Origin of the sequence: Pseudochrobactrum albidum (assembly GCF_051851455.1) — a bacterium.
Lineage (GTDB): Bacteria > Pseudomonadota > Alphaproteobacteria > Rhizobiales > Rhizobiaceae > Pseudochrobactrum.
The window spans coordinates 73,896-91,045 of sequence record NZ_JBPVTR010000024.1 but is presented as its reverse complement, the minus strand read 5'-3'; the positions used below and the strand labels follow the sequence as shown (position 1 = coordinate 91,045).

The window sequence follows — 17,150 nt, the reverse complement described above, 5'->3', positions numbered from 1 at the left end:
GCGGCTCCCGCTTTTGCAATCATAAAGAAGCCCGTTTAGCACCGCCTGCCTGCGGTCATTTCTTCAGCTTGTCATAAGTGTTTTTGATTGGGGAGCGATCGCATCCGATCATCGCTTTTTGCGAGCGGAGCGGATGCGATCATTGTGAATTATTTATGGCCTCTGTTTCAGGACGGCTTCTTCAGTGCTGATACACCTTTCACGGCGGGTCGCAAATTTCCGCACGATAACATAGAACACCGGTGTCAGGAGCAGGCCGAAGAGTGTGACACCAAGCATGCCTGCAAAAACGGCAATGCCCATGACATGGCGCATTTCAGCGCCGGCACCCGTTGCGATGACAAGCGGGACAACCCCTGCGATAAAAGCGAGTGATGTCATCAGGATCGGCCGCAGGCGGAGCCGCGCCGCTTCAAGCACGGCGTTTAACGGGTCAACGCCCTCATCTTCCTTCGCTCGTGCAAACTCCACGATCAAAATGGCGTTTTTGGCGGCCAGACCAACCAGCACCACAAAGCCGATCTGGGTGAAGATGTTGTTGTCGCCGCCGGTAAGCCAGACGCCCGCTATAGCCGATAACAGCGCCATTGGTGCAATCAGCAACACGGCGAACGGCAATGACCAGCTGTTATATTGCGCGGCGAGAATGAGAAATGCGAGCAAAACAGACAGCGGGAAGATGTACATTGCTGTATTTCCGGCCTGTTTTTCCTGATAGGCAAGCTCGGTCCATTCAAAAGCCATACCGGACGGCAAGGTCTCGGTGATAATCTGTTCTATCGCGGCAGTTGCCTGTCCGAACGAGTAGCCGGCTGCAGGCCCGCCGCTGATATCGGCTGACGGGAAGCTGTTATAATGCATCACCCGATCCGGCCCCGAACTGCGCTTTATCGTTAGCAGGGCTGACAGCGGAATCATCGCGCCTTCTGCATTGCGCACTTTCAGCCGGCCAATATCTTCTGCCTGCATGCGGAAAGGAGCATCCGCCTGAACGATAACACGGTATGTCCGGCCAAAACGATTGAAGTCATTGGCATATAGCGAACCAAGATTAACCTGTAGCGTTTCGAATATGGTGTTGAGCGCAACACCTTGCGATTTGGCCTTCACACGGTCGATATCCACCTGAACCTGTGGCGCATTCACCTGAAAACTGGCCAGCATGCCGGCCAGTTCAGGCGCTTGCATCGCCTTTGCCATAATTGCACCCTGTGCTTTGGCAAGTTCTTCAAAACCAAGCCCCGCCCGGTCCTCGATCTGGAGTTTGAAACCGCCGGTTGAGCCAAGACCGGGCACCGGCGGCGGCGGAAAAATACCGGCGAAGCCATCGGGTATCTGGCTGAACCTGCTCATCAGACGACCTGCGATGGCGAAGGCAGACATTGAGGGATCCTTGCGCTCATCAAAAGGCTTGAGCATGGTGAACATCACGGCAGCATTAGGAATATTGACCATACCATTGACGGACAGCCCCGGAAATGCCACCACACTTTCCACGCCCGGTTCGGCAAGGGCGATCTGCGACATTTCTTTGACAACCGCCTCGGTCCGGTCGAGTGAAGCGCCGGTTGGCAATTGGGCTATCCCGACGAGATAATATTTGTCCTGAGCGGGGACAAAACCGCCGGGCACTGTCTGAAAGCCAATCCCTGTCAGAGCCAGCAGGCCGGCATAGACAAGTAGCACAAGTGAGCTTATTCTCAACGCACGGCGCACCGACCATACATAGGCATCAGAGGCAGCGTCGAAGAAGCGGTTGAACAATTTGAAGAACCAGCCGAACAGACGATCAATCACCCGTGTCAGGAGATCACGTTTCACTTTGCCGTGATGTGGCTTCAGGAGCACTGCTGCAAGCGCGGGGGAGAGCGTAAGGGAGTTAACGGCAGACAGGATTGTAGAAATTGCTATGGTGAGCGCAAACTGGCGGTAGAATTCGCCTTGCAGGCCGGACAGGAATGCAGACGGAATGAACACGGCCGAAAGAACAGATGTGATGGCAATGATCGGCCCTGTCACTTCGTCCATGGCCTTGCGGGCCGCTTCTTTCGGCATTTCTCCAAGTGCGATGTGACGCTCGACATTTTCAACGACAACAATGGCATCATCAACCACGATTCCGATGGAAAGTACGAGGCCGAAGAGTGACAATGTGTTCAGCGAGAAGCCGAACATATACATAAGTGCGAATGTGCCGACCAATGATACGGGCACTGCGACAAGCGGAATGATTGAGGCACGCCATGTCTGAAGGAAAAGCACCACAACAATCACAACCAGAACAATGGCCTCAAGCAGCGTCATCACCACTGCCTTGAGAGACGCCTTGACAAAGACGGTGGGGTCATAGGCAATGCGATATTCTATCCCTTCGGGAAAGCCTTTCTGCAATTCTTCCATAGTGCTGTGCACGGCATTTGCCACCTCCAATGCGTTGGCTCCCGGGCTCTGGATGATCTGCAATGCCAGCGCCGGCTTGCCGTCAAGAAGACTGCGCAGCGCGTAGGCATCTGCTCCAAGCTCGATACGGGCAATATCGCGTAAACGGGTAATCTGGCCATCCTTGCCGGTCTTGACGACAATATCGCCGAATTGCTCCTCGCTTGAAAGCCTGCCGAGCGTGTTGACCGTAATCTGGAATGCTGCCGTGGCATCCGGCTGCTGGCCTGTCGCGCCGGCAGCCACCTGCGCATTTTGCTCCTGTATTGCCGCCACCACGTCTGACGCGGTCAGGCCGCGCGCCGCCACTCTGGCCGGATCAAGCCACACCCGCATGGAATATTCACCGGCGCCCCAGACGAGTACATCCCCCACACCTGAGAGCCGTGCTAGCTGGTCGCGCACCTGCAATGTGGCGAAGTTTGACAAGTAAAGAGGATCATAGCGATCATCGGGCGATAAGAGATGAACAACCATCAGGACATCGGGCGAGGTTTTCTGTGTTACCACGCCGATACGCTGAACCTCCTGTGGTAAGCGCGGAAGCGCACGAGAGACGCGGTTTTGCACTTGAATTTGTGCCATGTCAGGATCAGTGCCCTGCTGAAAGGTCACTGTCAGCGTCATGCGCCCGTCAGTCGCCGCCTGCGAGCTCATATAGAGCATGTTCTCAACCCCATTGATCACCTGCTCCAGCGGGGCGGCAACCGTTTCGGCGATCACTTCGGGGCTGGCGCCCGGATAGCTTGCGGTGACTTGCACTGTCGGCGGGGTCACTTGCGGATATTCGCTCAAAGGCAGTTTCAGGAGTGTCAGACCGCCGCCGATCAGCATCAAAACAGACAGAACGACCGCAAAAATGGGGCGGTCGATGAAAAAACGCGGAATGTTCATCGATGCGCCTCCTGTGCTGCGGCAGTGATATGATCTTCATCTGCGGATTTGCCCGTCAGCATTGAAACCATCTGCGGATCAACTTGCATACCGGGGCGAACCAGCCCCTTGATGATGATTTTCTCACCGGGCTTGAGGCCGCTGGTAACAACACGCAAACCATCGATCATCGGCCCCAGTTCAACGAGCCGGTATTCGGCCTTGTTCTCAGCGCCAAGAGTGAGGACATAGCGGCGTCCCTGATCGGTGCCGATTGCCTGTTCGTCAATAAGTACGGTTTGAGCAGGCTCGGCGGTTGTAAGTTTTACCCGCGTGAAGAGGCCGGGTGCCAGCCGGCCATCCGGATTTTTGATAACCGCTCTGGCGCGGATTGTTCCTGTATTACGGTCGATACTGTTACTAAGAAAGTCAAGCTCACCGGGATGGGGAAAGCCTGTATCGGTCATCAGGCCGATATGCACCGGAAAATTGCCGCCATTCTGCCCTGAATTGCCTGCGCGTGCACGGGCAGCAAAATCAAGATAGGCGGCTTCGTCTATATCAAAATAAACATAAAGCGGATCGGTGGAGACAATTGTGGTAAGTAAGGTTGCAGCCCCTGTATTGCCGCCGGTGACGAGATTGCCTTGCGTGACAAGAATACGGTCAACCCGTCCGGCAATCGGTGCTGTGACGTGCGTGAAAGACAGATCAAGTTCTGCCCTTGCAACTGCAGCTTTGGCGATTTCAACCTGAGCCTGACGCTGACGGCGTGCGGCCCGCGCATCATCAAATGTCTTGCGTGAGACTGTCCCGTTCGGAGTGAGCATCTCAGCACGCCTGAAATCAATCTCGGCCTGATCGAGCAGAACCTTTGCTTGCTGCAACTCGGCGCTTGCAGCATTGAGGGCAACCTGAAACGGCCTCGGATCAATCTGGAACAGCAATTCGCCGGCTTGTACGAGACCGCCTTCCGGCACGCTGACCGCATCGATTGCACCGCCGACACGCGGACGCAACTCAACGGCTCTGACGGCTTCAATATGGCCGGAAAACTCCGCAAATGGTGCAATTTTACGCGTGATGACCTGTGCAACCGAAACTTGCGGGGCAGGCATTTGAGCCGGCTGTGCAGCAGCTTGTAATATGACGGATGACGAAACAAACGTCACCAGATTTGCAGCATATTGCCTGATCCCGTCACGATAGACAGCACCAAAAGTGCCTGCCGCAAGGATTGTCCCTGCAAATAGCAGGGTGGCGGCTTTACGACTCATGATCGTTCTCCTTCATAAGCGCGTCATCTCACAGGCTGAGATGACGGTAATTTTTTTATGAAGGTGCGGTTTCCAACCATGGTAAGGTCAAGATATGCAGAATAATTTTTTAAAGAAATTTTCTGATCTTGCTCGGCATGCATTCTGGCAGGATGCAGAAAGCAAAACAAATAAGCACGCCGCAATTCTTTCCGCGGCGTGCCTTTGGTTCATATGCAGATGTAAACCTTAAGCCCGAACGTCAATTATACCCATCATGCCGAGCTGTTCGTGTTCAAGTATATGGCAATGATACATACGCTGCCCCGGCAAATCCTGACGCAGCAGGATGCGAACTGTCTCTCCGGCAGTAATGTTTACGGTATCTTTCCATGCGCGGTAGGCCGGGCTGGAAACCTTACCGTCCTTTTCATACTCAACAATCTGGAACTGTGTCCCGTGTACATGAAAAGGATGATCCATATCCGCTTCGTTAACAATTTCCCAAAGCTCAACCTGACCGGCTTTCGAGACCTCATCAATGCGGTTCATATCAAAAGCCGCGCCATTGATCAGGAACTCCATCCCCATATTACGGGAAGACGGCGCCATGCCGGAATGATCCATAGCGTGCATCGGCATATTGCCATGGTTCATGCCGCCCATGGCTTCCGAAAGCACAAAACGGCGTGTAACAACCGGATTTTCAAGAGCCTCTATGGTGCGCAGCTTTGCCGGCAAGGGCGGCATTGCAGCCGCTGGCTTATCCGATATATGTGCTGTCAGCAGGGTCATGCCGGCCTCGTCCGGCTTGCCAGGCCCCATCCAGCCGCGATCATATTCAAGCGTTGTTAGCCTGGCTTCTCCCGGCTTGTCAAAAGCAACAATCAGCTCAACGCGTTCAGCCGGTGTGAGCAGCAATTCATCGATAGCGACCGGCTCTTCGATCAGGCCGCCATCCGTGCCGATAACGGTCATGCTGGCATTTTCGAATTTGAGGCGCAGAAAACGCGCATTGGTTGCGTTAAAGAGGCGTAACCGGCGTTTCTCGCCAAGGTTAGCAGCCATTATCGGGTTTTTTTGCCCGTTAACAAGTACATGATCGCCGATACGGCCGTTCATCATATCAGCCATGGTGCTTTCCGGCATTGTTCCGTTGGCAGCAATGCGAAGATCAGTAAACATAAGGATCGTATCGCCATATTCCGAAGGAACGGGATCATCTTTTGGTTTGACCAGAAAGATACCGGCAAGCCCGCGATAAACCTGCTCGGCGGTCAGGCCATGGGGATGAGGATGAAACCAGTAAGGTGCGGCACTGCCTTTAGGCAGGTCAAAAGCATAGATGCGCTCAGCGCCTGATGCCACCGGATCCATCGGATTGCCATCCTGATCGGCGGGTACCGGCATGCCATGCCAATGAATGGTCGTGGGTTCATTGGGGATCTCATTCGTGAATTTGATTTCAATTTTGTCCCCCTCATAGGCTTCAATCACGGGATTGGTGCCATTATAAAGCAGCACAGGCGTATCAAGCCCCTCGGCAAATTGCATAATACTAGGTTTTGCTGCAAGTTCTGCCTTAAACAGCCCCGGCAAACCCGATTGATTGGAAAGGCGAGGCAGCTCCTTGAGCGGCTGCCCCTCTGGCAATACCGGACCGGCACTTGTTGCGGGCATGGTGTGATTGGCATGACCATGCATGCCACCCATAGCCCCCATACCACTCATAGTGTGCTTTTGGGCTATTGCAGATCCGGCAATGACAAGCCCTGCGAGGCTCGTCAGAAAACTACGCCTGTGCATCAACTTTTTTCCTTTTGTTATTTGGCAGTAAATGACACTAAGGGGGGGGCAAGGGCTGCCCCCGATTGTCAAAGACTGTGGTTTGCCGGTCAGTCACGCCTCCGCTGCCGGTCAGGATGCGCTTTGCCGGAGACTTATGCTGTTGCGGGATAGCCCGCTTCATCAAGAACCTCCTGAAGGGCTGTCAGACTGGCGGTTGTTTCTACACGAACCATGCGCGTTTCCGGATTTGTCTCCACCTTGGCGGCAGGATCAACCGAAAGGATCGCCTTGGTAACAGATTTGGCGCAGCCGCCGCAGGTCATATTCTCGATTTTGAGATTCATGAGAAGTCTCCTTGTTTTGCTCTCATATTGCTGAATATGCAGCTTCCAACAATGGGAAGGTCAAGAGTGTTTTTTTAATTTTTTTGCTTGACCTTCCCATTGTTGGAAGCTGCATCCTTTGAGCGAATTGAAATTTTGAGACATTTCGAGACAAGAAAAGGAGGCGGCAATGAATGCGCCTGCTCAAGTAAAAAATCTGTCAACCAATCCGGCTGCAACATTATCATTGCCCATTGAGGGGATGACCTGTGCCTCCTGTGTGGGGCGTGTTGAAAGAGCGCTTAAAGCTGTGCCGGGCGTGGCCGATGCTGTGGTTAATCTGGCGACAGAAAAGGCCAATATCACAACAAATGCGCCGGTCGATCCTGCCACGCTCGTCAAGGCGGTGGAAGATGCAGGCTATGAGGTTCCGACAGGTTTTCTCGCCCCCGCGGCCTCTTCACTTGAAGTGATGATTGAAGGGATGACCTGCGCCTCCTGTGTGGGACGTGTTGAAAAAGCACTCAAAGCGGTGCCCGGCGCCACCAATGCGATTGTTAATCTTGCGACTGAAAAGGCCATAATTGAGGGCAGGGTCGATACGGCAGCCGTGATAGCGGCAATCGAAAATGCGGGATATGAAGCCAGGATAATTCCGGCCGCTACCGGCGGCGATCTGCTTGCGGAGGATGAGCGCGCTGAGAAAAAGGAAGCGGAACGCCGTGAATTGACACGGGATTTCATCATTGCGGCGGTGTTGACACTGCCGGTCTTCATTCTGGAAATGGGCGCACATATTATTCCGGGCATGCATCACCTGATTGCCTCAACAATCGGCATGCAGACGAATTGGTATATCCAGTTTGTCTTAACAACAATTGTCCTGTTTGTTCCCGGTATCCGCTTTTATAATAAAGGGCTTCCGGCGCTCTTTCGGCTCGCGCCTGATATGAATTCTCTGGTCGCGGTTGGTACGCTGGCTGCCTATGGCTATTCACTTGTGGCCACATTTGTGCCCGATCTTCTGCCTGCCGGAACCGTTAATGTTTATTTCGAGGCTGCCGCTGTCATCGTAACGCTTATTCTGCTCGGGCGGTTGCTTGAAGCACGCGCCAAAGGCCGCACATCTGAGGCAATCAAGCGTCTTGTCGGCCTTCAGGCCAAGACGGCACGTGTGCGCAGGGACGGCAAGACGGTTGATTTACCGATCGGCTCGGTTGTTTCGGGCGATATTGTTGAGATCCGCCCCGGTGATCGCATTCCGGTGGATGGCGAGGTGATTGAAGGGGAGAGCTATGTTGATGAATCGATGATCACCGGTGAACCCGTACCGGTTGCCAAAAAACACGGCAGTGCGGTGGTTGGCGGCACAGTTAACCAGAAAGGCGCTTTTAGCATCCGCGCAACTGCTGTTGGCGGCAATACGGTGCTTTCGCAGATCATCCGCATGGTGGAGGAGGCACAGGGATCCAAACTGCCTATTCAGGCATTGGTCGATAAGGTGACCATGTGGTTTGTGCCGGCAGTTTTCACTGTAGCGGCTCTGACCTTTGCAGCCTGGCTTTATTTCGGGCCGTCGCCGGCACTTACCTTTGCACTGGTCAATGCCGTTGCTGTGCTGATTATCGCCTGCCCGTGCGCCATGGGGCTGGCAACGCCAACCTCTATCATGGTGGGCACCGGTCGCGGTGCCGAGCTGGGGGTTCTTTTCCGCAAGGGTGAGGCATTGCAATTGCTGAAAGACGCAAAGGTGGTGGCTGTCGATAAAACGGGGACTTTGACCGAAGGAAAGCCGGCGCTCACCGATCTGGAACTGGCTGACGGATTTGAGCGGGAAAATATTCTCAGCCTTCTTGCCGCAGTTGAGGCCAAATCGGAACACCCGATTGCCCGCGCCGTTGTGGATGCGGCAATTAAGGAAAATATTGTTCTGCCGCCTGTGTCGGATTTTGAATCGGTGACAGGTTTCGGTGTCAGGGCGCAGGCCGGTGGCAAGCGTGTTGAGATCGGTGCAGACCGTTATATGGCTGAACTCGGCCATGATGTGGCAGGCTTTGCCAAGATTGCCGAACGTCTCGGCAATGAGGGTAAATCACCGCTTTATGCAGCAATCGACGGCAGGCTTGCGGCGATTATCGCCGTGGCTGATCCTGTTAAGGAAACAACGCCTGCGGCGATCAGGGCACTGCATGATCTTGGCCTCACGGTTGCGATGATCACCGGCGATAACAAGCGCACGGCAAAGGCTATAGCAGCGCGTCTTGGAATTGACGAGGTTGTTGCGGAAGTGCTGCCTGATGGCAAGGTCGAGGCGATCCGCCGCCTTAAGGCCGAACTTGGCAAGGTTGCCTTTGTTGGCGATGGCATCAACGATGCTCCGGCACTGGCCGAGGCAGATGTGGGGCTTGCCATCGGCACCGGAACCGATATTGCCATTGAAGCGGCAGATGTGGTGCTGATGTCCGGCAGTCTGCAAGGCGTGCCGAATGCAATCGCCTTATCAAAGGCAACAATCGGCAATATCCGGCAGAACCTGTTCTGGGCTTTTGCCTATAATTCGGCTCTTGTGCCTGTTGCAGCAGGGCTGCTCTATCCGGCCTATGGCATTCTTCTGTCACCGGTCTTTGCTGCCGGCGCCATGGCTTTGTCGAGTGTTTTCGTGCTCGGCAATGCGCTAAGGCTCAAGACTTTCCGCGTCTCTGCCCAAGGAGAGGGCGGCGTTGCATCACACCATCAGCCGGGACATGCACCGGCGCAATGATAAAAACCGAGCCTGCTTTGGCAGGCTCATTCTATCGTCAAGAAAAGGAATAAACGAATGACTGACAAGATTATTCCGCCGGTGATGCTTTATACAACGCCAACCTGTCCCGACTGCCATGCTGTCAAGCGGTGGCTTACAGATCAGGGTGTTTCATATGAGGAGCGGGATTTATCAGATACCCGGATAGCGGAGGAGGCAAAGGCGCGCACCGGTGTGCGTGTCGCGCCGATCACAATTGTGGGCGAACAGGTCTTTTACGGAACCTTTGCCAACCAGAAGCCGCGTCTGGAAGAAGCCCTGTCATCAGGCGCTGTTTGAGGGAAATCGCCATGACAAAACAAGTTGGAATCCGGCAAGCGGGGCGCAGCATTGCCGTGCCGGCTGGCGGCACTATTCTTGAAACGGCGCTAAAGCAAGGAATAGCCTATCCTCACGGATGCCGGTCAGGCCGCTGCGGCTCCTGCAAGTCACGGCTAATCAGTGGCGAGGTTGACCTTTTGCCGCATACGCGGTTTTCCCTGACGGAGGAGGAAAGAAGCCAGGGGCTTATTCTGGCATGCCGGGCGCAGCCGTTAACGGATTGCAAGGTGGCATGGCTTGATGAGGCTGAGGAGGCGGATTTTCCCGTTCGCACCTATCGCACACATGTTATTGCAATAGATGAGGCAACGCATGACATTAGCCGCATCAGGCTGGAGGTTGAAGCAGGCGGGACTGTCCCGTTCAGAGCCGGTCAATATGCGCACCTGACATTTAATGGCGTGCCGGCGCGCGATTATTCGATGGCAAATCAGCCCGGCCGCACCTGTCTTGAATTCCATATCAGGCATGTGCCTGGCGGCGCAACAAGCGGGCATGTTGCAAATTCACTCAAAATTGGTGACGAGGTTTTGGTTCGCGCGCCGCTTGGCAGCTCATTTCTGCGTGAGAATCACACCGGCCCGATCCTTGCTGTCGCCGGCGGATCCGGGCTTGCGCCGATTAAGTCAATTGTTGAAGCGGCGCTGGCCGGAGGTCTGCGGCAACCTGTTCATCTTTATTTTGGTGCGCGCACGGAACGCGATCTCTATCTGGTTGAACATTTCAGTCTTCTGGCAAGCAATTATGATAATCTCCGGTTTATTCCCGTCCTCTCGCAAGTAAGCCATTCCGATCACTTCCGCACCGGTCTGGTTACGGATGCGATTGTGAGTGATATTCAGGATCTTGATGGCTGGAAGGCCTATATGGCAGGGCCGCCTGCCATGATTGATACTGCCGGCATTTTGCTGCGTGAATTGGGGCTGCGCAATGAGGATATTCACGCGGATGTGTTTTTTACACCGGAAGAAGCAACCATATGAGACCGGAAAGGACAGGGGATGAATATTGGTAAGGCAGCAGCGGCATCGGGCGTATCGGCCAAGATGATCCGCTATTATGAATCGATCGGGCTGATCGCGCAGGCATCACGGACGTATAGCGGCTATCGCGATTATTCCGACAAGGATGTGCATACTTTGCGTTTTATCAGGCGTGCGCGTGACCTCGGTTTCTCGGTAGAGAAAATGACCGAACTGCTCACTTTATGGCGAGACCGGAGCCGGGCAAGCGCCGAGGTCAAGCGTGTTGCACTTGCACATGTTGAAGAGCTTGAGCAAAAAGCCCGCGAATTACGGGAAATGAGCATGACACTCAGGCATCTGGCTGAAAATTGCAGGGGCAATGACCGGCCCGACTGCCCGATTATCAATGAATTATCTGCAGATGATGATGTGCAGATTATTCCTGAAAGTGCCCGTCTTCGGTCAAGGGCTGCAGGCGGCAGATTTGGCCTGACCAGACGTTTCGGCCGTGCATAAATGCAAAAGATCATTTATCGCCTTTGCCGCATGAAAGGGGGATAGCTATGCTTGCCGGAAGCTCTCGCCTTTGCGCCTGACCTTCTTGATAGAATGATCAGCCTGATGGAATTCTGCTGCTTTGTTTTTGTGATTTTGTGTCCGTGATGCTGATTGGGCAGGAAATCCGCATCACGGAGCAGTATTAAACACAGCGCCATAGCTGTCAGGCATAAGACAATGAAGTCATTCTAAATGCCGGATACGCTTTCATTAAAACGGCAATATTTTAATAAGGGCTGTCTACTTTGCCTGTTTCCACATAAACTGTTTTGATCTGGCTATAATGCGAGAGTGCGGCAAGGCCGTTTTCGCGGCCGATACCGGAATTTTTATAACCGCCAAACGGTACTTCCACCGGTGTGAGATTATAGGCATTGATCCAGCATGTGCCGGCTTTAAGTGCCGCAATCACACGGTGACCGCGGGCGCTGTCGGCCGTAAACACACCGGCCGCAAGGCCGAATTCCGTATCATTGGCGCGGGCAATGACTTCATCTTCATCCCTGAAGGTCAAGATACTCATCACGGGGCCAAAAATCTCCTCCCGCGCAATGGTCATATCATCACTGACATCGGTGAAAATTGTCGGTTCAATATAAAAGCCGTTTTCCAGCCCCTGCAGGGCAGGCACGCCGCCGCCATAAACCAGATTTGCGCCTTCGGCTTTTCCTTTTTCAATATAGGATAAAACCTTGTCGCGCTGGATAAGGCTCATCATCGGCCCCATCTGGGTGTTCGGATCAAGCGGATCACCGATCTGAATGGCACGGGTGCGTTCAATCAGGCGGTTCACAAAACGCGCGGCAACTTCCTCATGCACAAAAACGCGGGTACCGTTGGAGCAAACCTGACCGGTGGAGTAGAAATTACCAAGCATGGCGCCGCCAATGGCATTTTCCAGATCGGCATCCTCAAATACGATCAGCGGAGATTTTCCGCCCAGTTCCATGGTAACCTGCTTCATACCGCTGCCGGCCTGCGCCATGATTTTCTTGCCCGTTGGTACCGAGCCGGTGAGTGAGACCTTGGTAACCTTGGGGTGGCTGACAAGCGCACTGCCGGCATCCCCAAAACCCTGAACCACATTGAAAAGCCCGTCCGGAAGACCGGCATCCTTATATATTTGCGCCAGTGCAAGGGCGGAAAGCGGGGTATTCTCCGATGGTTTGAAAACCACGGCATTGCCCATGGCCAAGGCGGGTGCGGATTTCCATGAAGCGATCTGGATCGGGTAATTCCATGCGCCGATACCAACGCACACGCCCAGAGCTTCACGGCGTGTATAGGCAAAAGGCCCGCCAAGTTCGACAAATTCACCGTTAAAACCGGAAATCACACTGCCAAAATATTCTATGGCATCGGCACCCGATGCTGCATCTGCCACTAATGTCTCCTGAATAGCCTTGCCGGTATCCAGCGTTTCCAGTTCTGATAATTGCTGATTGCGCTCGCGCATCAGTTCTGCTGCGCGGCGCAGAATACGGCCACGCTCAACGGGCTTGAGCTTTGCCCATTGTGCCTGTGCTTTTGCAGCGGCCTCCACCGCCTGTTCGATTATAGCCTGTGTTGCACCATGCAGGCGGGCAATCACTTCACCCGTGGCAGGATAGATCACATCAAAGGCACGGCCTGCTATATCTTCGACAAACTGACCATTGATAAAATGTGAGGCTTGCGGCTGTGCACGCATGAGACATTCCTTCAAAAAATTTGAGTGCAATTATGACTTAACGGTCAGAAATCTGCCAGCGCGGATTAATCCACGGCTCCTGATTGGAGCGCGGCAGCGGTGTTTTGCCCAGAATATGATCGGCAGCCTTTTCACCGGTCATGATTGAAGGGGCGTTGAGATTGCCATATGTGATACGCGGGAAAATTGAACTGTCAGCCACGCGCAGATTTTCCACACCGATCACACGGCATTCCGGATCAACCACAGCCATAGGATCGTTGACTGAGCCCATTTTGCAAGTGCCGCAAGGGTGAAAAGCACTTTCAGCATGATCGCGGATAAAATTATCCAGCTGTTCATCGGTCACCTGATCATCACCGGGCTGAATTTCCCGCCCGCGATAAGGGTCAAAAGCTTTTTGTCCGAAGATTTCGCGGGTGAGCCGGATGCAATGGCGGAAATCGCGCCAGTCATCAGGATGCGACATATAGTTGAACAGGATTTTCGGTTTGTCTTTCGGATTACCGGAACGCAAGGTTACCGAGCCGCGCGATTTGGAGCGCATCGGCCCCACATGCGCCTGAAAACCGTGGCCGCCTGCCGCTGCCTTACCGTCATAGCGGATGGCAACAGGCAGGAAGTGAAACTGGATATCCGGATAGTCCACACCGGCTTTTGAGCGCACAAAGGCAGCGCCTTCAAAATGATTGGTGGCACCAAGGCCGGATTTGAACAACAGCCATTCGGCACCGATGCGCGCTTTGGAAAACAGGTTGAGGCTGGAATAAAGCGTGATTGGCTGCAGGCATTCCTGCTGCACATAAACCTCCATATGATCCTGCAAATTAGCCCCGACACCGGCACGGTCTGCAACAACTTCAATGCCATGTTCACGCAGATGCTGCGCAGGGCCAATGCCCGAAAGCATCAGCAATTTGGGTGAATTGATGCTGGAAGCTGCAATAATCACCTCGCGCTTGGCTTTGATAATGCTGATGGCACCGGATTTATCTATCTCCACACCGGTGGCGCGGCCATTTTCAATCACAACCTTACGCGCGAAAGCATTGACCAGTGTCACATTGCGGCGTTTGAGGGCAGGGCGCAGATAGGCATTGGCGGCAGACCAGCGGCGGCCGTGATGGATGGTTTGTTCCATCGGGCCGAACCCTTCCTGCTTTGAACCGTTATAATCCTCAGTGGTTTCAAAGCCGGCTTGTTTGCCGGCCTCCTGAAAAGCGTGAAACAGCGGATTGCTGCGTTTGCCGCGTTGTACATGCAAGGGGCCGTCAGTGCCGCGCCAGCCTTCTTCACCGCCGTGGGAATGCTCCATGCGTTTGAAATAAGGCAGCACGTCTGCATAAGCCCAGCCCCTTGCGCCGCTTTCCTCCCAATGGTCAAAATCTTTGGCGTGGCCGCGCACATAGACCATACCATTAATGGAGGACGAACCGCCAAGCACCTTGCCGCGCGGCGTGACAAGACGGCGGCCGTTAAGATGCGGCTCCGGCTCGGTGCTGAAACCCCAGTCATAGGTGGCCATATTCATCGGAAAGGAAAGGGCAGCCGGCATTTGAATGAGAGGGCCGATATCAGTGCCGCCATATTCAATAACGATGACAGAATATTTGCCGTCCTCCGACAGGCGATAGGCCAAGGCAGAGCCGGCAGAACCCGAACCGATAATGATAAAATCTGCTTCCATACTGGTCTCCTTAATTCCGGTTGCGGGGCAAAATTTCCGGAGCATGCGCCAGTTGCACGCTGATATAATCCTCAACCAGCTCAATAGCTTTTGGCGCTTCCGGCGCATCGGCACCCAGGGCGTGGCGGATATAAAGCCCGTCGATCAGGGCGCCAATGCCCTTAGCAATATGTTGTGCGGCGCGCTTACTTGTCAGTTGCTCCAGTGCAAAACACAGATTGGAATGTAAGCGGCGGGCATAGACCCGCAGCAGGCGGCGCATTTCTGGTGATTGCTGGGCATGGGCATAAAAAGTGAGCCATGCGGCAATCGTTTCATGGGCAAATTGTGAGGCGGAAAAATTAACATTAATAATTGCGGAAAGCCGCGCGCGAGGATTATCGGCCGCCTGCAGGGCAAGGCGCAGATCCGAGCCAAGCTCGCTTAGCAAATGGCGCATTGTAGCCAGCAACAGCTGGTCTTTGCCGCCAAAATAATGATGCGCCAGCGCGGCTGAAACGCCGGCCTTGCGGGCAATTTGCGCCACAGTCACATCCAGCGAGCCGCGCTCGCCGATTGTCTGTATTGCTGCGCAGATCAGGTCTTTGCGGCGCAATTCTTCCATTCCGGTTTTAGGCATCAGGCACTCACAAATTTAAACGGGATGCGGTCATTATTGTTTTTATTGATTGATCAGTCAATCAAGATATTATTGTTGTTAAATATCAAATATTTATAATTTAAGTTAAAGCTGCGATGTAAGGGATATACGCAATTTATGCATTTTGACGAAAGGGGGCGGTTTTGCTAGAGCAGCCGCAGAGAATGATGCGGAGTTTTAATATGGCAAATCCGGTTTTGGTTGAAGTTGTGCGCGGTAATGTGGTGGAGAGCCGCCATAGTGGTGCGCTTTCTGTGTTTGACGGTGATGGCAATGCCGTTTTGAATATTGGCGATGTGCAGCGCCGCACCTATCCGCGCTCGGCAATCAAGGCTATTCAGGCGCTGCCTTTTGTTGAAAGCGGGGCGGCTGATGCTTATGGCTTTGGTAATGAAGAACTGGCCATGGCCTGTGCTTCCCATTCCGGTGAGCCGGAACATGTGGCGCGTGCGGCTTCAATGCTGGCAAAAGCAGGCCTGTCCTGTGAAGATCTGGAATGCGGCGCTCATTGGCCGTCTGATCAGAAAGTGCTGATTGAGCTTGCGCGCAGCGGCAAGGAGCCGACAGCCCTGAATAATAATTGTTCAGGCAAACATGCCGGTTTTCTCTGCACTTGTGCGCATATGGGGCTGAAAACCAAAGGCTATGTCAAGGCGGATTCGCAAATTCAGACCATTGTGCGGCAAACCATGCAGGATGTGACCGGAGCGCAGCACAGCCCTGATGAATATGGCACGGATGGCTGTTCTATTCCCACTTATGCAATTGGCCTTGATGCTATGGCGCGTGGTTTTGCCCGCATGGCAACCGGCAATGCGATGGCACCGGAGCGGGCCAAGGCCGCCAAACGCCTGCTCAATGCCTGTATGGCTGCGCCGTTTTATGTGGCCGGCAGCCGCCGTGCATGTACGGAACTTATGCAATTGGCGCCGGGACGGATTTTTGTCAAAACCGGTGCAGAAGGCGTGTTCTGCGGCGCAGTGCCTGAATTGGGGCTTGGCTTTGCCATGAAATGTGATGATGGCGCAACCCGAGCTGCGGAAATTATGGTGACCCGTTTATTGGCGCAGCTATTTGCCAAAGATGCAGAAATTTCTGCAAAACTGGAAGAAAAATCGACCCGTCCCATGAGTAACTGGAACGGCATTGATTTTGGTTTTATCGCACCCTCTGCAGAGATGGCAGAAAACCTGAAAAAAATATCAGTATGAGTTTACTGAAATATTATTAGAAGCTTGTATTTAAGCCGCATATTGTAGCTAATATGCGGCTTAAATATTTTTTATGTGGCTTGCTTTTGTTGTTGTTACTTCCTAACTTCAATTCATGAGTAGAGCTTTTACAAAAGAACTGGATGATGTGCCTGCCTTATTGGCAGAGCGTCCTGTCAGTCCGCACCGCAATCTTGTTACCCGTAACGGCCTTGCAATGATTGAGGCTGAGGTTGCACGCCTTCAACAGGCGCTGGCTCAGGCAACAGCTGCGGGTGATAAAAGTGCCATTGCGCAATTTTCCCGGGATTTGCGCTATTGGACGGCGCGCCGTGAGACTGCCGAACTGACTGAGGCGGACAGTGACAGTGATGTCGTGCGCTTTGGCATGCAGGTGGTGGTTGAGAATGAGGATGGCCGCCGCCAAAGCTGGGATATTGTGGGCGAGGATGAGGCTGATCCATCTCAAGGGTCAATCTCGCATATTGCTCCCCTTGCCGTGGCTCTGTTTGGTAAGGGCAAAGGTGAGCTGGTAATGGTCAATGGCCGCGAGTTTGAAATTATCAGTTTCAAACCTGTTGTATAATTTTGCAAAG

Annotated in this window: 13 protein-coding genes; 6 read left to right on the top strand and 7 right to left on the bottom strand. The window is 53.6% G+C overall.

Features of this window, described 5'->3' with window-relative positions; genetic code table 11:
* Positions 1 to 153: 153 nt before the first annotated feature.
* From ACSTTO_RS11540 to ACSTTO_RS11525, 4 genes are all read right to left on the bottom strand, one after another.
* The gene (locus ACSTTO_RS11540) at positions 154 to 3,333 is read right to left on the bottom strand and encodes an efflux RND transporter permease subunit (RefSeq protein WP_439273359.1); all 3,180 of its coding nucleotides are present in this window, start codon (positions 3,331 to 3,333) and stop codon (positions 154 to 156) included.
* Positions 3,330 to 4,589: an efflux RND transporter periplasmic adaptor subunit gene (locus ACSTTO_RS11535; RefSeq protein WP_439273358.1), complete on the bottom strand. Its 1,260-nt coding sequence runs from the start codon at positions 4,587 to 4,589 to the stop codon at positions 3,330 to 3,332. Before ACSTTO_RS11535 ends, ACSTTO_RS11540 begins: the two co-directional genes overlap by 4 nt.
* 228 nt (positions 4,590 to 4,817) lie before the next feature.
* Positions 4,818 to 6,374 (bottom strand): multicopper oxidase family protein, encoded by a 1,557-nt coding sequence (locus tag ACSTTO_RS11530; RefSeq protein ID WP_439273357.1) that lies wholly within the window; start codon positions 6,372 to 6,374, stop codon positions 4,818 to 4,820.
* A 134-nt stretch (positions 6,375 to 6,508) separates the two neighbouring features.
* Positions 6,509 to 6,700 (bottom strand): heavy-metal-associated domain-containing protein, encoded by a 192-nt coding sequence (locus ACSTTO_RS11525; RefSeq protein WP_439273356.1) that lies wholly within the window; start codon positions 6,698 to 6,700, stop codon positions 6,509 to 6,511.
* 169 nt (positions 6,701 to 6,869) lie between these two features.
* On the opposite strand from ACSTTO_RS11525, the gene ACSTTO_RS11520 reads away from it, so the two are divergent.
* From ACSTTO_RS11520 to cueR, 4 genes are read left to right on the top strand one after another with little or no spacing between them, the layout of a single operon-like run.
* Positions 6,870 to 9,440 (top strand): heavy metal translocating P-type ATPase, encoded by a 2,571-nt coding sequence (locus ACSTTO_RS11520; RefSeq protein ID WP_439273355.1) that lies wholly within the window; start codon positions 6,870 to 6,872, stop codon positions 9,438 to 9,440.
* A gap of 57 nt (positions 9,441 to 9,497) precedes the next feature.
* Positions 9,498 to 9,761, top strand: coding sequence for a glutaredoxin family protein (locus tag ACSTTO_RS11515; RefSeq protein ID WP_439273354.1), 264 nt, complete (start codon positions 9,498 to 9,500; stop codon positions 9,759 to 9,761).
* A gap of 11 nt (positions 9,762 to 9,772) precedes the next feature.
* Positions 9,773 to 10,786: a 2Fe-2S iron-sulfur cluster-binding protein gene (locus ACSTTO_RS11510; protein WP_439273353.1), complete on the top strand. Its 1,014-nt coding sequence runs from the start codon at positions 9,773 to 9,775 to the stop codon at positions 10,784 to 10,786.
* An 18-nt stretch (positions 10,787 to 10,804) separates the two neighbouring features.
* Positions 10,805 to 11,284, top strand: a complete 480-nt coding sequence (gene cueR / locus ACSTTO_RS11505) for a Cu(I)-responsive transcriptional regulator (RefSeq protein ID WP_439273352.1) — start codon at positions 10,805 to 10,807, stop codon at positions 11,282 to 11,284.
* Positions 11,285 to 11,552: 268 nt separating this feature from the next.
* Here the strand turns inward: cueR and betB are convergent, their stop codons facing one another.
* Genes betB through betI form a run of 3 tightly spaced genes read right to left on the bottom strand, consistent with a single transcriptional unit; the run spans position 11,553 to position 15,322 of the window.
* The gene (gene betB / locus ACSTTO_RS11500) at positions 11,553 to 13,016 is read right to left on the bottom strand and encodes a betaine-aldehyde dehydrogenase (protein ID WP_439273351.1); all 1,464 of its coding nucleotides are present in this window, start codon (positions 13,014 to 13,016) and stop codon (positions 11,553 to 11,555) included.
* Between the two features lie 37 nt (positions 13,017 to 13,053).
* Positions 13,054 to 14,703 carry a choline dehydrogenase gene (betA, locus tag ACSTTO_RS11495; RefSeq protein ID WP_439273350.1) on the bottom strand — a complete coding sequence of 550 codons (1,650 nt, stop codon included), beginning with the start codon at positions 14,701 to 14,703 and terminating at the stop codon, positions 13,054 to 13,056.
* A 10-nt stretch (positions 14,704 to 14,713) separates the two neighbouring features.
* On the bottom strand, positions 14,714 to 15,322 hold the full coding sequence (gene betI, locus ACSTTO_RS11490) for a transcriptional regulator BetI (RefSeq protein ID WP_439273349.1): 609 nt from the start codon (positions 15,320 to 15,322) through the stop codon (positions 14,714 to 14,716).
* A 203-nt stretch (positions 15,323 to 15,525) separates the two neighbouring features.
* On the opposite strand from betI, the gene ACSTTO_RS11485 reads away from it, so the two are divergent.
* Together ACSTTO_RS11485 and greA are read left to right on the top strand one after the other, a co-directional pair.
* A complete protein-coding gene (locus tag ACSTTO_RS11485; protein ID WP_439273348.1) occupies positions 15,526 to 16,554 on the top strand; it encodes an asparaginase in 1,029 nt (342 codons plus the stop codon).
* A gap of 115 nt (positions 16,555 to 16,669) precedes the next feature.
* The gene (gene greA, locus ACSTTO_RS11480; protein WP_439273347.1) at positions 16,670 to 17,140 is read left to right on the top strand and encodes a transcription elongation factor GreA; all 471 of its coding nucleotides are present in this window, start codon (positions 16,670 to 16,672) and stop codon (positions 17,138 to 17,140) included.
* Positions 17,141 to 17,150 lie beyond the last annotated feature (10 nt).

What these genes read in the sequence shown, in the direction of transcription:
- ACSTTO_RS11510 (WP_439273353.1), top strand. Translation starts at nt 9,773, where the DNA reads ATGACAAAACAAGTTGGAATCCGGCAAGCGGGGCGCAGCATTGCCGTG.
- ACSTTO_RS11540 (WP_439273359.1), bottom strand. Translation starts at nt 3,333, where the DNA reads ATGAACATTCCGCGTTTTTTCATCGACCGCCCCATTTTTGCGGTCGTT.
- betB (WP_439273351.1), bottom strand. Translation starts at nt 13,016, where the DNA reads ATGCGTGCACAGCCGCAAGCCTCACATTTTATCAATGGTCAGTTTGTC.
- ACSTTO_RS11530 (WP_439273357.1), bottom strand. Translation starts at nt 6,374, where the DNA reads ATGCACAGGCGTAGTTTTCTGACGAGCCTCGCAGGGCTTGTCATTGCC.
- ACSTTO_RS11535 (WP_439273358.1), bottom strand. Translation starts at nt 4,589, where the DNA reads ATGAGTCGTAAAGCCGCCACCCTGCTATTTGCAGGGACAATCCTTGCG.
- ACSTTO_RS11525 (WP_439273356.1), bottom strand. Translation starts at nt 6,700, where the DNA reads ATGAATCTCAAAATCGAGAATATGACCTGCGGCGGCTGCGCCAAATCT.
- betA (WP_439273350.1), bottom strand. Translation starts at nt 14,703, where the DNA reads ATGGAAGCAGATTTTATCATTATCGGTTCGGGTTCTGCCGGCTCTGCC.
- ACSTTO_RS11520 (WP_439273355.1), top strand. Translation starts at nt 6,870, where the DNA reads ATGAATGCGCCTGCTCAAGTAAAAAATCTGTCAACCAATCCGGCTGCA.
- ACSTTO_RS11515 (WP_439273354.1), top strand. Translation starts at nt 9,498, where the DNA reads ATGACTGACAAGATTATTCCGCCGGTGATGCTTTATACAACGCCAACC.
- betI (WP_439273349.1), bottom strand. Translation starts at nt 15,322, where the DNA reads ATGCCTAAAACCGGAATGGAAGAATTGCGCCGCAAAGACCTGATCTGC.
- cueR (WP_439273352.1), top strand. Translation starts at nt 10,805, where the DNA reads ATGAATATTGGTAAGGCAGCAGCGGCATCGGGCGTATCGGCCAAGATG.
- ACSTTO_RS11485 (WP_439273348.1), top strand. Translation starts at nt 15,526, where the DNA reads ATGGCAAATCCGGTTTTGGTTGAAGTTGTGCGCGGTAATGTGGTGGAG.
- greA (WP_439273347.1), top strand. Translation starts at nt 16,670, where the DNA reads ATGAGTAGAGCTTTTACAAAAGAACTGGATGATGTGCCTGCCTTATTG.